Annotated in this window: 11 protein-coding genes, 3 tRNA genes and 1 riboswitch; of the genes, 1 reads left to right on the top strand and 13 read right to left on the bottom strand. The window is 59.9% G+C overall.

Annotated features, from left to right (window positions below):
• Positions 1-5 precede the first annotated feature (5 nt).
• The 7 genes from AC07OG_RS25785 to ltaE form a co-directional block, all read right to left on the bottom strand.
• Positions 6-79, bottom strand: a tRNA-Arg gene (locus AC07OG_RS25785).
• Between the two features lie 72 nt (positions 80-151).
• Positions 152-228: transfer RNA gene (locus tag AC07OG_RS25780), tRNA-Arg, on the bottom strand.
• 107 nt (positions 229-335) lie between these two features.
• Positions 336-426 (bottom strand) — tRNA-Ser (locus tag AC07OG_RS25775).
• A 62-nt stretch (positions 427-488) separates the two neighbouring features.
• Positions 489-677, bottom strand: a complete 189-nt coding sequence (gene csrA / locus AC07OG_RS25770; protein ID WP_002554426.1) for a carbon storage regulator CsrA — start codon at positions 675-677, stop codon at positions 489-491.
• Positions 678-863: 186 nt separating this feature from the next.
• Positions 864-2,105 (bottom strand): aspartate kinase, encoded by a 1,242-nt coding sequence (locus tag AC07OG_RS25765; protein WP_060539743.1) that lies wholly within the window; start codon positions 2,103-2,105, stop codon positions 864-866.
• A gap of 91 nt (positions 2,106-2,196) precedes the next feature.
• Positions 2,197-4,815 carry an alanine--tRNA ligase gene (gene alaS, locus AC07OG_RS25760; protein ID WP_495068459.1) on the bottom strand — a complete coding sequence of 873 codons (2,619 nt, stop codon included), beginning with the start codon at positions 4,813-4,815 and terminating at the stop codon, positions 2,197-2,199.
• A gap of 146 nt (positions 4,816-4,961) precedes the next feature.
• Positions 4,962-5,966, bottom strand: coding sequence for a low-specificity L-threonine aldolase (gene ltaE / locus AC07OG_RS25755; RefSeq protein ID WP_495068458.1), 1,005 nt, complete (start codon positions 5,964-5,966; stop codon positions 4,962-4,964).
• 289 nt (positions 5,967-6,255) lie between these two features.
• A riboswitch (FMN riboswitch) is annotated at positions 6,256-6,427 on the top strand.
• A gap of 104 nt (positions 6,428-6,531) precedes the next feature.
• Here ltaE and AC07OG_RS25750 point away from each other — a divergent pair.
• Complete coding sequence (locus tag AC07OG_RS25750; protein ID WP_060539740.1) at positions 6,532-7,041, top strand: 6,7-dimethyl-8-ribityllumazine synthase; 510 nt, start codon at positions 6,532-6,534, stop codon at positions 7,039-7,041.
• Positions 7,042-7,197: 156 nt separating this feature from the next.
• On the opposite strand, the gene astE is transcribed toward AC07OG_RS25750, so the two are convergent.
• The 6 genes from astE to aruF form a co-directional block, all read right to left on the bottom strand.
• Positions 7,198-8,208: a succinylglutamate desuccinylase gene (astE, locus tag AC07OG_RS25745; protein WP_060539739.1), complete on the bottom strand. Its 1,011-nt coding sequence runs from the start codon at positions 8,206-8,208 to the stop codon at positions 7,198-7,200.
• A gap of 11 nt (positions 8,209-8,219) precedes the next feature.
• A complete protein-coding gene (locus AC07OG_RS25740) occupies positions 8,220-8,510 on the bottom strand; it encodes a hypothetical protein (protein ID WP_060539738.1) in 291 nt (96 codons plus the stop codon).
• 61 nt (positions 8,511-8,571) lie between these two features.
• The gene (gene astB, locus AC07OG_RS25735) at positions 8,572-9,918 is read right to left on the bottom strand and encodes an N-succinylarginine dihydrolase (protein WP_060539737.1); all 1,347 of its coding nucleotides are present in this window, start codon (positions 9,916-9,918) and stop codon (positions 8,572-8,574) included.
• Positions 9,919-10,081: 163 nt separating this feature from the next.
• Positions 10,082-11,551: a succinylglutamate-semialdehyde dehydrogenase gene (gene astD / locus AC07OG_RS25730; RefSeq protein ID WP_495068461.1), complete on the bottom strand. Its 1,470-nt coding sequence runs from the start codon at positions 11,549-11,551 to the stop codon at positions 10,082-10,084.
• A complete protein-coding gene (astA, locus tag AC07OG_RS25725) occupies positions 11,548-12,573 on the bottom strand; it encodes an arginine N-succinyltransferase (protein WP_218425982.1) in 1,026 nt (341 codons plus the stop codon). The genes astD and astA overlap by 4 nt, the downstream gene beginning before the upstream one ends.
• Positions 12,574-12,641: 68 nt before the next feature.
• On the bottom strand, positions 12,642-13,661 hold the full coding sequence (gene aruF, locus AC07OG_RS25720) for an arginine/ornithine succinyltransferase subunit alpha (protein WP_060539734.1): 1,020 nt from the start codon (positions 13,659-13,661) through the stop codon (positions 12,642-12,644).
• Positions 13,662-13,701 lie beyond the last annotated feature (40 nt).

Raw genomic sequence — 13,701 nt, 5'->3', positions numbered from 1 at the left:
GTAGGTGCACTCGACAGGATTCGAACCTGTGACCGCTCGGTTCGTAGCCGAGTACTCTATCCAGCTGAGCTACGAGTGCAAGTTGTGTTTTTATACCAGATCACAACTGGTTGAAGCCAAGTTACCTGCATTGCTGCAAACAACTCTTAAATGGTGCACTCGACAGGATTCGAACCTGTGACCGCTCGGTTCGTAGCCGAGTACTCTATCCAGCTGAGCTACGAGTGCATTTGTTGCCGCGCATTATAGGCCGTCTAATCTCTATGTCAAACACTTTTTCTAGTAATTTCAACAACTTACCGAAGAAGCCAGATTACAACGTACTACGCAAATAATGGCGGAGAACGGGGGATTCGAACCCCCGACACCCTTTTGAGGTGTACTCCCTTAGCAGGGGAGCGCCTTCGGCCACTCGGCCAGCTCTCCGCAACACGGGGCGTATCTTAACCAACCTTTTCCCCGTTTGCAAACATAAAAAACGATAAAAATTAATGGCTTGGTTCTTCGTCCTTCTCTTTCTTGATACGCAGGTAAATTTCCTCACGGTGGACCGCAACCTCTTTAGGGGCGTTGACACCGATGCGCACTTGATTTCCTTTGACGCCGAGCACGGTCACGGTGATTTCGCCATCACCGATAATCAGGCTTTCTGCGCACCGACGAGTCAGAATCAGCATACCTTTCTCCTCACGCATTTCATTTCAGGGACTACAGTCTGCAAAAAAAAGGCACTCGACCCACAACCGGAGCGGTCGCAGTCCTACATGCCTGAGTATTGACCAGCGCGAGCAAAAGAACAGCCTTGGGTCACGCCATTCAAAAAAACAAAGGGCGCGGTCAGACCGCGCCCATTGGTAAACGCATCACTCGCCCTGGCGGACCGGTGCGTCCAGTTCGAAAGCCGTGTGCAGAGCGCGCACAGCCAGTTCCAGGTACTTCTCTTCGATCACTACGGAGACTTTGATTTCCGAAGTCGAGATCATCTGGATGTTGATGCTTTCCTTGGCCAGGGATTCGAACATGCGGCTGGCGACACCTGCGTGCGAGCGCATGCCGACACCGACGATCGAGACCTTGGCGATCTTGGTGTCGCCCACGACTTCACGGGCACCCAGCTCACCAGCGGTTTTTTCCAGCACCGCTTGCGCGGCCTGGTAGTCATTGCGGTGTACGGTGAAGGTGAAGTCGGTGGTGTTATCGTGCGCAACGTTCTGCACGATCATGTCGACTTCGATGTTCGCGGCGCTGATCGGGCCGAGAATCTTGAAAGCAACGCCCGGGATGTCTGGCACGCCACGGATGGTCAGCTTGGCTTCATCGCGGTTGAAAGCGATACCGGAAATGATCGGCTGTTCCATGGTTTCCTCTTCATCAATAGTAATGAGGGTGCCCGGACCCTCCTTGAAGCTGTGCAGTACGCGCAGCGGAACGTTGTACTTGCCGGCGAACTCGACTGCGCGGATCTGCAACACCTTGGAACCGAGGCTGGCCATTTCCAGCATCTCTTCGAAGGTGATCTTGTCCAGGCGCTGGGCCACGGACACCACACGCGGGTCGGTGGTGTAGACACCATCGACGTCGGTGTAGATCTGGCACTCGTCAGCCTTCAGGGCTGCCGCCAGGGCCACGCCCGTGGTGTCGGAACCGCCACGACCGAGGGTGGTGATGTTGCCGTGCTCGTCGACGCCCTGGAAACCGGCGACAACGACTACACGACCGGCCTTCAGGTCACCGCGAATCTTCTGGTCATCAATCTGCAGGATACGCGCTTTATTGTGCGCGCTATCCGTCAGAATCCGCACCTGGTTGCCGGTGTAGGACACCGCTGGCACGCCGCGCTTGATCAGCGCCATGGCCAACAAGGCAATCGTCACCTGCTCACCGGTGGAAACGATCACGTCCAGCTCACGGGGAACTGGCTGGCCGTCACCACTGATTTGCTTGGCCAGATCGATCAGACGGTTGGTTTCGCCGCTCATTGCAGACAGCACAACCACCAGGTCATCGCCCGCATCGCGGAATTTCTTAACCTTGTCGGCGACCTGTTCGATTCTCTCGACAGTGCCGACCGAGGTGCCTCCAAATTTCTGTACGATCAAAGCCATTTCAAAGCCGCCTCTGCCCATGAAGGGCGCCCAAATAATCACTCAAACAGCGTTGCGGCCAGCCACTAGACTGCCGGCCGCAAACACTGCCTTATAGACCCTGCTCTACAAATGGAACGGTCAGGGCCAATGCACCATCCAGTGCGTCAGCGTCGGTACCGCCGCCCTGCGCCATGTCTGGACGACCACCGCCCTTCCCGCCCACTGCCGCAGCGGCTTGCTTCATCAAATCACCGGCTTTGAGTTGGCCAGTCAGGTCTTTGGTTACGCCTGCAACCAGAACGACCTTCTCCTCATGGACACTGCCGAGCAGGATCACTGCGCGGCCGAGTTTGTTTTTCAGTTGATCGACCAGCGCCAACAGCGCCTTGCCATCCTGACCGTCCAGACGCACGGCCAGCACTTTCACGCCCTTGACGTCCAGGGCCTGGGCCGACAGATCGTCGCCCGCAGCGCTGGCAGCCTTGGCTTGCAGTTGCTCGAGTTGTTTCTCCAGCAGACGGTTGCGCTCCAGCACGGCTGACAGCTTGTCGATCAGGTTGTCGCGGCTACCCTTGACCAGGTTGGCCGCTTCCTTGAGTTGTTCTTCTGCCGCGTTCAAGTAGGCCAGTGCCGCAGCACCGGTGACCGCCTCGATACGCCGTACACCCGACGCCACACCGCCTTCGCTGATGATTTTCAGCAGGCCGATGTCGCCGGTACGGTTGGCATGGATACCACCGCACAGCTCGACGGAGAAGTCGCCGCCCATGCTCAGCACGCGCACGTCGTCGCCGTACTTCTCGCCGAACAGCGCCATGGCGCCCTTCTTCTTCGCGGTTTCGATATCGGTTTCTTCGGTCTCGACGGCGGAGTTCTTGCGAATCTCAGCGTTGACGATATCTTCCAGGGCCTTCAGTTGTTCCGGCTTGATCGCCTCGAAGTGGCTGAAGTCGAAGCGCAGGCGCTGGCTATCAACCAACGAACCTTTCTGCTGAACGTGCTCGCCCAATACCTGACGCAATGCGGCGTGCAGCAAGTGGGTGGCCGAGTGGTTCAACGAAGTCGCGTGACGCACCTCGGCATCCACGTGGGTTTCCACCGGCGCGCCGATGGTCAGGCTACCCGAATCCAGCACACCGTGGTGCAGAAAGGCGCCGCCGGTCTTGGTGGTGTCGCGCACGTCGAAACGTGCGCTGCCCGCCTGAAGATAACCGCAGTCGCCGATCTGGCCACCGGATTCAGCGTAGAACGGCGTCTGGTTCAGAACGATTACCGCCTCTTCGCCTTCATTCAAGACGTCGACCGACTGGCCTTCTTTATAGATAGCGACAATTTTCGCCGAACCGCTGGTGTCTTTGTAGCCGGTGAACTCGGTGGCCACATCAACCTTGACCAGGGTGTTGTAGTCCAGGCCGAAGGAACTGGCCGAACGCGCGCGAACACGCTGGGCTTCCATTTCACGCTCAAAACCGGCTTCGTCGACAGTCAGGCTGCGCTCGCGGGCGATGTCCGCGGTCAGGTCCATCGGGAAACCGTAGGTGTCGTAGAGTTTGAACACCACGTCGCCCGGCACCACGGTGCCTTTGAGCTCGAGCAGATCCTGCTCGAGAATCTTCAGGCCATGCTCCAGGGTCTTGGAGAACTGTTCTTCTTCGGCCTTGAGCACGCGTTCGATGTTGCTCTGCTGCTTCTTCAGTTCCGGGAAGGCTTCGCCCATCTCGGCAACCAGCGCCGCGACGATCTTGTAGAAGAAGCTGCCGGTGGCGCCCAGCTTGTTACCGTGACGGCAGGCGCGACGGATGATCCGACGCAGTACATAACCGCGACCTTCGTTGGACGGCAGCACGCCATCGGCGATGAGAAAACCGCACGAACGGATGTGGTCGGACACAACCTTGAGCGACGACTGATCGCCATTCTCGCAACCAATGGCTTCAGCAGAGGCTTTCAGCAGGTTCTTGAACAGGTCGATGTCGTAGTTGGAATTGACGTGTTGCATCACCGCACTGATCCGCTCCAGGCCCATGCCGGTGTCGACCGACGGCGCTGGCAACGGATGCAACACGCCATCGGCGGTGCGGTTGAACTGCATGAACACGTTGTTCCAGATTTCGATGTAACGGTCGCCATCTTCTTCCGGCGAGCCCGGTGGGCCACCCCAGATGTGGTCGCCGTGATCGTAGAAAATCTCGGTGCACGGGCCGCACGGGCCGGTGTCGCCCATGGTCCAGAAGTTGTCAGAGGCGTATGGCGCGCCTTTGTTGTCGCCGATGCGGATCATGCGCTCGACCGGCACGCCGATTTCCTTGGTCCAGATGTCATACGCTTCGTCGTCAGAGGCGTAGACGGTGACCCAGAGCTTTTCCTTCGGCAGTTTCAGAACGCCGGTCAGGAAGGTCCAGGCGAAGGTGATCGCGTCGTGCTTGAAATAGTCACCGAAGCTGAAGTTACCGAGCATTTCGAAGAACGTATGGTGACGAGCGGTATAACCGACGTTTTCCAGGTCACTGTTCTTGCCACCGGCACGCACGCATTTCTGGCTGCTGGTCGCACGGATGTACGCACGTTTTTCCTGGCCCAGGAAGCAGTCCTTGAACTGGTTCATCCCCGCGTTAGTGAACAGCAGGGTTGGGTCGTTGCCCGGAATCAAAGAGCTGGAGGCTACACGGGTGTGGCCTTGCTCTTCGAAGAAGCGAAGGAAGGCTTCACGGATTTCTGCGCTTTTCATTAGGTTCTTCCACGGAGGCTGCGGCCAAAGGCCTGTTCGAAACGTCAACAGACGAAGCGACGGCAAAGGGCCGCATTATATCGGCCCTGCGCGCGGGGTACAGCGTGTTTATACGATAGAAACGGTCAATTGGACCGCTAACCCTGTTACTTGTGGGAAAAGTCGACGAATGCCGCGACGACCTGCTCTATTTGCGCGCGGCTGACGTCCATGTGCGTAACCATGCGCAGACGTGCGGCCGCGCTGAGCTTGATCCCGCGCTCGGCGGCAAACGCCTTGATGGCCTCGGCTTTGTCGCCCATGGCGACGTAAACCATGTTGGTCTGTACCGGCTCGACCTCGAACCCCGCCCCGCGCAGGCCTTCGGCCAGCATTTGCGCGTTGGCATGGTCATCGGCCAGGCGTTCTACGTTGTTATCCAGCGCATACAGGCCTGCCGCCGCGAGAATTCCGGCCTGACGCATGCCGCCACCGACCATCTTGCGCAGGCGCCGGGCCTTGCCGATCAACTCGGCCGAGCCGCACAGCACCGAACCGACCGGTGCGCCCAGGCCTTTGGACAGGCACACCGAGACCGAATCGAAATGCGCGGTGATTTCCCGGGCATCCACACCCAGCTTGACCGCCGCGTTGTACAGCCGTGCGCCGTCCAGGTGCAATTGCAACCCGTGGTCGCGGGTAAAACTGCGCGCTTGAGCCAGGTAATCCAGGGGCAAAACCTTACCCTGCATGGTGTTTTCCAGGGCCAGCAAGCGGGTGCGGGCGAAGTGAAAGTCGTCAGGCTTGATCGCTGCCGCCACCTGAGCCAGGTCCAGCGAGCCATCTGCCTGCACTTCCAGCGGCTGCGGCTGGATCGAGCCGAGCACCGCAGCACCGCCACCCTCGTATTTATAGGTGTGGGCTTGCTGACCGACGATGTATTCGTCACCGCGATCGCAGTTGGCCATCAGGCCGAGCAAGTTGCTCATGGTGCCGGTCGGCACGAACAGTGCCGCGGCAAAACCCAGGCGCCGGGCCAGTTCGGCTTCCAACTGATTGACCGTCGGATCTTCGCCATACACGTCATCACCGGTGGCGGCCTTGGTCATTGCCTCGAGCATGCCGGCGCAAGGTTGGGTGACGGTGTCGCTGCGAAGATCAATAACACTCATGAATCTGGCCTCGGTAAGCAGGGGGAAATCCCTTTCAGGAAAGAATTACTGCGGGCATGCCGGCCAATAATCAAGCCTTGAACGAGGAAAAGTCAGGAAAGCACAATCCATGTGGGAGCGGGCTTGCTCGCGAAGGCGCACTGACAGTCAACATTTGCGTTGGATGCTAAACCGTCTTCGCGAGCAAGCCCGCTCCCACAGGTTGTACACCCCGACTGACCGGTATTGGCCATGCGCATACCGCAAATATGTGATAAAAACGCTGCGCAGCCAAACATAATGGCGGCAAAAACGTTCTCAGGGCGGGGTGTAACTCCCCACCGGCGGTAATTGCGCGCAATGCGCATAGCCCGCGAGCGCTTGGCGACAGGCACGGCAATGGCTGTGCATGACGGCAAGGTCAGCAGACCCGGTGTGATCCCGGGGCCGACGGTCATAGTCCGGATGAAGAGAGAACGGGATTGACACCGAAGGGCCGCCCGCAGGCTTTTTTTTGCGCTCGTGCGTACCCTTGAATCCCATTCGATTCATAAGCCCTGTTTTTCACACAAACAGGAATCAGAACATGCAACCCACCGCAATCGATAGCAAAAGCAAACACCATCATGGCGAGCGCGTAGCGTTCATCCAGGCCTGCTGGCACAAGGATATTGTCGATCAGAGCCGTAAAGGCTTCGTCGCCGAAATGATTGCCCAGGGTTACCAGGAATCCGACATCGACTTCTTCGAAGTCGGCGGCGCCTTTGAAATGCCCCTGCACGCCAAGTTGCTGGCCAAGACCGGTCGTTATGCCGGCATCGTTGCCGCCGCCCTGGTGGTGGACGGCGGGATCTACCGTCACGAGTTCGTTGCCCAGTCGGTGGTCAGCGGCCTGATGCAGGTGCAATTGGAAACTGAAGTGCCGGTGTTCTCGGTATCCCTGACCCCGCACCACTTCCATGCCGGCGAAGAACATCAGAAGTTCTTCTTCGAGCATTTCGTGCATAAAGGCCAGGAAGCGGCGAAGACTTGTGCCGATACCCTGCACAAGATACGTGCGCTGCGTCGCACCGAGCCGCGTGCGGTAGCTGTCTAAAACTCGAACCCGTGATATGGGTGAAGTCTTTCGCTTCACCCATATCAAATGTGGGAGCGGGCTTGCTCGCGAAAGCGATTTTACATTCAACGAATGCGTTGAATGTGAATCCGTCTTCGCGAGCAAGCCCGCTCCCACATAGGTTTTGTATTGGTCTTAAGCCAGGTTTTCGTCGGTGGTCGGCACCACCAGGATGCCGGCACGCAGGCCGTTTTTCACCTTGGGGTTGGGGAAGATGATCCGCGCGCCCTGCTCTTCGATGATCCAGCGGGTATTGGCGATGTCTTCCGCCAACAGGTAACCCACTTCCAGCTCGGAAAAATTCTCGACATCCACCGGCAGGTTCAGGCGGAAGCTGTCGCTGTGCTTGATGATTTCCCGCGCCACACTGAATAGCTGCAAACCATCGAGCGCCTCTTCACTCATTTCCGGCTCGGTGCCTTCGATGATCTGTTTCAGGCGGTTTTCCAGCAAGGAAACATTGACCCCCGAGTTCTGCCCGAACGGCCGCGCCTTGCCCAGTTCAAGGGTGAAGGACTCGGCACCGAGCTTGTCGTAGGTGTAGGAACTGAAGACGATGGACGGCTTGTTCTGCAGCAGCACCGCTTGCATGCCGGCGGCGCGCAAACGTGCCAGCTCCAGACGCGAATGCTGGCGGTCTTCTTTCCAGGGATACAAGGCGAACTGCTCGATCTTCGAGCCGCGAATCGCTGTGTGCAAGTCATAGTGCAGGCGCTGGCGATCCGGCAGGCTGAAGAAGCTCGCCGCCAGGCGTTCCAGTTCACAGGCGCGCAGGGCTTCGCAGCCACTGCTTTGTTCATGACGGCCGTTGAACAGCCGATTGACGTCCTGCTCGACGAAACGCTCGCCCTTGCGAATCGCTTCGGGGTTGCCGAACAGGAACAGAATGCGCGCGCGCGGCTTGAGGTCGCCACGGGCGATGTCGTGCAACAGGCGGTCGAGCAACTCGATCGGCGCTGTTTCGTTGCCATGGATGCCCGCCGACAGCAGCAGGTCCAGGCCGTTGTCACGCGCTTGCGGTGGCCGGACTTCCAGCGCACCTTCGCTCAACCAGCGCATCCGCACGCCTTCGACAGTCAGTTGAGTCTTCTCCGCCGGTTCGCGGCCGGCGAGGGTCAGTTCAAGCAGTTTGCCGAGGGCGAGCATAGAGCGGTTCCTTAATGGTCGTGGTTGCAATCCGGACCGTGCACGTGGTCCTCGTCGTCGCCGAGGTCAGCCGGTTCCATTTCCAGTTGCAGACTTACCAGATTAGTCGCCAACGGGCGCAGCAGCAGGTTGGCGTACTCTTCGTCGCCTTCTTCAACGTCCACGCCGATCAGCAGCTGGCCACGGCCGTCCTGCTGAATCCACAGCTCCTTGCCTTGCCACATGACCGCGACGCGGGTGCAGGAAGTTTCCAGTTGCGTGCCGTCGGTGTCTTCAAGGATCAGCTGCAGGGAATCGCTCATGTCTTTACGCTCTCATTGGAGATGAAACGGTGCGCGGCCACACAGGGCAGCGCATCGACGATCAATTGATCTGGAATGGATAAACCGCGCCCAGTTTAAGGATTTGCGTCAGTTCATCCAGTGCCGTCCGGCACTCAAGCAGCAACTGCGGGTCCGCCAGATCGCTTTCGGCCATGCGGTCGCGGTAGTGCTTTTCGACCCATTCGGTCAGTGTGCCGTACAACGGTGCCGTCATGATAACCCCTGGGTTGACGGCCGCCAGCTCGGTTTCGTTGAGTGCGACGCGCAGCCGCAGGCAAGCCGGGCCACCGCCGTTCTGCATGCTCTGCTTGAGATCGAAGACTTTGACCTCGCGGATCAGGCCGCCGGAGCTGGTCAAACCTTGCAGGTACTGCCAGACGCGCTCGTTGCCACGGCATTCTTCCGGCACGATCAACAGCATGGAGCCGTCAGGACGCGACAGCAGCTGGCTATTGAACAGGTAGGAACGAACCGCGTCATCGACGCTGACCGCAGAACGCGGAACACAGACCGACTGAAATTTCCCACCGACTTTAGCGAGTTTGCTCTGCAGTTCAGCGAGCATCTTTTCGGTCTCGAGAAAGGCGTCCTCGTGATAGAACAACACCTCGCCATTGCCCACGGCGATCACATCGTTGTGGAACACGCCCTGATCGATCACCGACGGATTCTGCTGGCCGTAGACCACACCGTCATCGCTCAAGCCGTGCAGGCGAGCAACGGCCTGGGACGCTTCGAGGGTCTGGCGCGCCGGGTATTTCTGCGGTGCCGGGTAGCGGGTGTCGAATGCACTGCGACCAAAAACGAAGAATTCGACGCCGGCTTCGCCGTATTCGCGGCAGAAGCGCGTGTGGTTCGCCGCGCCTTCGTCACCGAACTGCGCCACGGCTGGCAAGGCAGCGTGATGGGCGAAGTGCTTCTGATCGGCGAACATCGCCCCCAGCACGCGGCTGGTGGTCGGGTGCTCAATGCTGCGGTGGTATTTGCAGTTGAGGTTGGCGGCGGTGAAATGCACGCGACCATCAGCGGTGTCGGCGCTCGGGCTGACTGTGGCGGCGTTGGCCACCCACATGCTCGACGCCGAGCAACTGGCAACCAGCAGCGGCATCGCTTCTTTGGCGGCGCGCTCGATCACTTGAGCGTCGCTACCGCTGAAACCCAGGCGACGCAGCGCGGCCACATCCGGGCGCTCCTGCGGCGCCAGCACGCCTTGCTGAAAGCCCATTTCCATCAGCGCTTTCATTTTTGCCAGGCCTTGCAGCGCCGCTTCCTTGGGGTTGGAGGACTGCTGGCTGTTGCTCTGGGACGCGACGTTGCCGTAGGACAGGCCGCCGTAGTTATGGGTCGGCCCCACTAGACCGTCAAAATTGACTTCATAGGATTTCATCAGCGAGGCTCCACGAGAATCTGTTGTTATAGGCTCAGGTAACAATTCTTTTAGACCGAGTCGCGGCCTTCGCTGGCAAGCCAGCTCCCACAGGTTCAGAGGTGCTCACACATTTTGTGTTCGACGCAACTCCTGTGGGAGCGGGCTTGCTCGCGAATGGGCGCTACGCCATCTTCACGCCAGGCGTCAAAGCGGCCGGCATCACCAGGCTCGGTGTTTCCAGCGAGGCCACCGGGTACGCGCAGTAATCCGCCGCGTAGTAGGCGCTGGCGCGATGGTTGCCCGAGGCTCCGACGCCGCCGAACGGTGCGCTGCTCGCGGCGCCGGTCAATTGCTTGTTCCAGTTGACGATACCCGCACGGCTTTCCAGCCAGAACTGCTGATAACGCGCCTCGGAATCCGACAGCAAGCCGGCCGCCAGGCCGTAGGCGGTGTCGTTGGCTTCAGCGATCGCGGCCTCGAAATCAGCGTAGCGGATCACTTGCAGCAACGGACCAAACAGCTCTTCGTCAGGACGATCGGCCACGGCGCTGACATCCACAATGCCCGGGGTCAACAAGGCCGACTGAGCCTGTGGCTGGGTCATTTCCAGCAGCGCCACAGCGCCATTGGCCAACAGATGCTCTTGGGCATCCATCAGCGCTTTCGCCGCGCCGAGGGAAACCACCGAGCCCATGAACGGCGCCGGTTGCTGGTCGAAAGCACCGACCGCAATGGTCGAACTGACCGCCACCAGACGCGCCAGCAGTGTGTCGCCCCAGGTGCCTTGCGGCACCAGCAGACGGCGGGCACAGGTGCAACGCTGACCGGCAGAGATGAATGCCGACTGAATGATGGTGTACACCGCAGCGTCGAGGTCGGCGACCTGATCGACCACCAGCGGGTTGTTGCCGCCCATCTCCAGCGCAAGGATCTTGTCCGGACGACCGGCGAATTGCTGGTGCAGGTGATTGCCGGTACGGCTGGAACCGGTGAAGAACAGGCCGTCGATACCCGGGTTCGCCGCCAGGGCGATACCGGTTTCCCGCGCGCCTTGCAGCAGGTTCAACACGCCCGCCGGCAACCCTGCCTCGATCCAGCACTTGAGCGTCAGCTCGGCGACTTTCGGCGTCAGTTCGCTAGGTTTGAACAGCACGCTGTTACCGGCCAGCAGCGCTGGCACGATGTGACCGTTGGGCAAGTGACCAGGGAAGTTGTAAGGACCAAACACCGCCACCACACCGTGGGGTTTGTGGCGCAACACGGCGGTGGCGTCGCCCAGCGGGCCGCTCTTCTCGCCGGTACGTTCACGGTAGCTTTGCACCGAAATCGCGATCTTGTTGACCATGCTGGTCACTTCGGTCGCGGCTTCCCACAGCGGCTTGCCGGTTTCTTCGCCAATGGTGTGAGCCATTTCGTCTGCGCGACTTTTCAAGGCGGCGGCGAAGGCTTCCAGCACGGCAATGCGCTCCTCCAGCGTTATGCGGGCCCAGCCCGGAAACGCCTGTCGCGCCGCTTGCACAGCCGATTCAACCTGAGCAGTGGTGGCGCCGACACCGGACCACAGCACTTGCTGGGTCACCGGGTTGAGCGACTCAAAGGCTTCGCCCTGACCCGCCAGCCATTCACCTGCAATGTATAGCGACTTCATTATTTCGACTCCCGTGCAGCGGACAACACCACGGCGCGCACTTGGTCACCGGCGTTGAGTTGAAGACGTTTGGCAGTCAACGGGTCGACCACCAGGGTGCCGGCGGCCAGACGTGCGGGAGCGGCAGTGATCCGGCAGTCTTCGCGCTTGCGGTTGTGAATGATGAACGGCGTCGCGTCGTCACCCGGCGTGCCGATGGCCAGCACCAGCGCCTGACTGTCACGCACCGCGCGGATCTTGCCGGTTTCGCACTCGATCGCAGGACCTGCGTCGAAGATGTCGACATAGCCCTGATAGCTGAAGCCTTCGCTCTTGAGCATGGCCAGCGCCGGCTCGGTGTCGGGGTGCACCTGACCGATCACGTTGCGCGCATCCGGCGACAGGAAGCAGGTGTACAGCGGGAACTTCGGCATCAGCTCGGCGATGAACGCCTTGTTGCCCACGCCAGTCAGGTAATCGGCCTGGCTGAACTCCATCTTGAAGAAGTGCCGGCCCAGGCTTTCCCAGAATGGCGAACGCCCAGCTGTGTCGGACACACCGCGCATCTCGGCAATGATCTTGTTGCCGAACATCTGCGAAAACTCGGCGATGAACAGCATCCGCGCCTTGGACAGCATGCGGCCGTTGAGGCCCGTGCGGTAATCGGCGTGCAGGAACAGCGAGCACAACTCAGAGTTGCCGGTCAGGTCGTTGGCCAGGAACAGCGTCGGGATTTCGCGGTAGATGTTCAGCTCCTGGGAGGCGCTGACGGTCAGGCCAACCCGGAAGTTGTACCACGGCTCACGCAGGCCGACGGCGCCGGCAATAGCGGAAATGCCCACCACGCGACCATTGTCGTCTTCGAGCACGAACAGGTAGTCCGCATCGCCCCGCCCGGCTTCGCCGCGGAAAGTCTTCTCGGCCCAGCCAACCCGATGGGCCAAGCGCTCTTCGTTGGCCGGCAAGGTGGTCAGGCCGGTGCCGGTGCTACGGGCCAGGTCGATCAGAGCGGGTAAATCGCTGCTGCGTACGGGACGAACGATCATGCTATCTCCTCAAACGGGCCGCTTGCGCCACCCGTGAAACTCGCTGCTTTGCAGGAAACTCAGGCGTTTTAAACGGCTACCAGGCGCACGCTGGCACCTTCGCCGACACCCAGGGCTTCGGCCGCTTCCAGGTCCAGGGTCACGGGTTTGCCCGGCGCGTAATCGAGCTCGAGCATCACCGCGCGGTAATCCTGCAACTGGGCGTTGGACACCAGGTACTGGCGACCGACACCTTTGACTGGCTCGCCGATCTTGACCGGCACCACACGGCTCTGGGCGATCGAACGGATCCCCGAGACGCGGGCGTGCAAGGTCGGGCCGCCGTCGAAAATGTCGATGTAGTGATCGGTCTCGAAGCCTTCACGCATCAGGATGTCGAAGGTGATCTGCGCCCGTGGATGCACCTGGCCCATCGCCTCTTGAGCGGAGTCCGGCAGCAGCGGCACATAGATCGGGTAATGCGGCATCAGTTCGGCAAGGAACGTCCGGCTCTTCAGGCCGCACAGACGCTCGGCTTCGGCGTAGTTGAGGTCGAAGAAGTTGCGTCCGATGGCGTCCCAGAATGGCGAATCGCCGTTTTCATCGCTGTAACCGACGATCTCGGTCACCACCGAATCGGCAAAGCGCTCGGGATGGCTGGCCACGAATAGCAGACGGCCGCGGGAATTGAGTTCCGACCACGGCGAACCCACCAGCTCGCGCTGCACGTAGAAACTGGTCAGCAGGCTGTTGCCGGTCAGGTCGTGGCACTGGGAGAGCACGTGGATCTTGTTGTGAATCTTCAGCTCGCGAGAGGCGTGCACGAAGGTTTCATTGCGGAAGCTGTAAAACGGCTCGGAATAACCGGCCGACGCGACGATGGCCGAGCAACCGGCGAGTTTGCCGGTGGCGGTGTCTTCGAGGACGAAGAAATAACTCTCTTCGCCGTTGAAGCTTACTTCGGCGGCGAACGAGGCTTCGCTCGCGGCGATCTTGTCGCTCAGGCGTTCAACGTCATCCGGCAAGGAAGTGACACCAATCGGGCTGTCCGCAGCCAGACGCTGTACCTCGCCCAGATCAGCCATTTGCGCGGGGCGCATCACCAGCATGGTGTCACTCCTTTATCTCAGAACTTACAGAAGAAAAAAT

It is taken from the genome of Pseudomonas sp. GW821-FHT09H03, from assembly GCF_059415945.1.
This window is presented reverse-complemented; position numbering and strand designations above follow the sequence as displayed.

What these genes read in the sequence shown, in the direction of transcription:
- AC07OG_RS25740 (WP_060539738.1), bottom strand. Translation starts at nt 8,510, where the DNA reads ATGAGCGATTCCCTGCAGCTGATCCTTGAAGACACCGACGGCACGCAA.
- astE (WP_060539739.1), bottom strand. Translation starts at nt 8,208, where the DNA reads ATGCTCGCCCTCGGCAAACTGCTTGAACTGACCCTCGCCGGCCGCGAA.
- ltaE (WP_495068458.1), bottom strand. Translation starts at nt 5,966, where the DNA reads ATGAGTGTTATTGATCTTCGCAGCGACACCGTCACCCAACCTTGCGCC.
- csrA (WP_002554426.1), bottom strand. Translation starts at nt 677, where the DNA reads ATGCTGATTCTGACTCGTCGGTGCGCAGAAAGCCTGATTATCGGTGAT.
- astB (WP_060539737.1), bottom strand. Translation starts at nt 9,918, where the DNA reads ATGAAATCCTATGAAGTCAATTTTGACGGTCTAGTGGGGCCGACCCAT.
- astA (WP_218425982.1), bottom strand. Translation starts at nt 12,573, where the DNA reads ATGATCGTTCGTCCCGTACGCAGCAGCGATTTACCCGCTCTGATCGAC.
- aruF (WP_060539734.1), bottom strand. Translation starts at nt 13,661, where the DNA reads ATGCTGGTGATGCGCCCCGCGCAAATGGCTGATCTGGGCGAGGTACAG.
- alaS (WP_495068459.1), bottom strand. Translation starts at nt 4,815, where the DNA reads ATGAAAAGCGCAGAAATCCGTGAAGCCTTCCTTCGCTTCTTCGAAGAG.
- AC07OG_RS25765 (WP_060539743.1), bottom strand. Translation starts at nt 2,105, where the DNA reads ATGGCTTTGATCGTACAGAAATTTGGAGGCACCTCGGTCGGCACTGTC.
- AC07OG_RS25750 (WP_060539740.1), top strand. Translation starts at nt 6,532, where the DNA reads ATGCAACCCACCGCAATCGATAGCAAAAGCAAACACCATCATGGCGAG.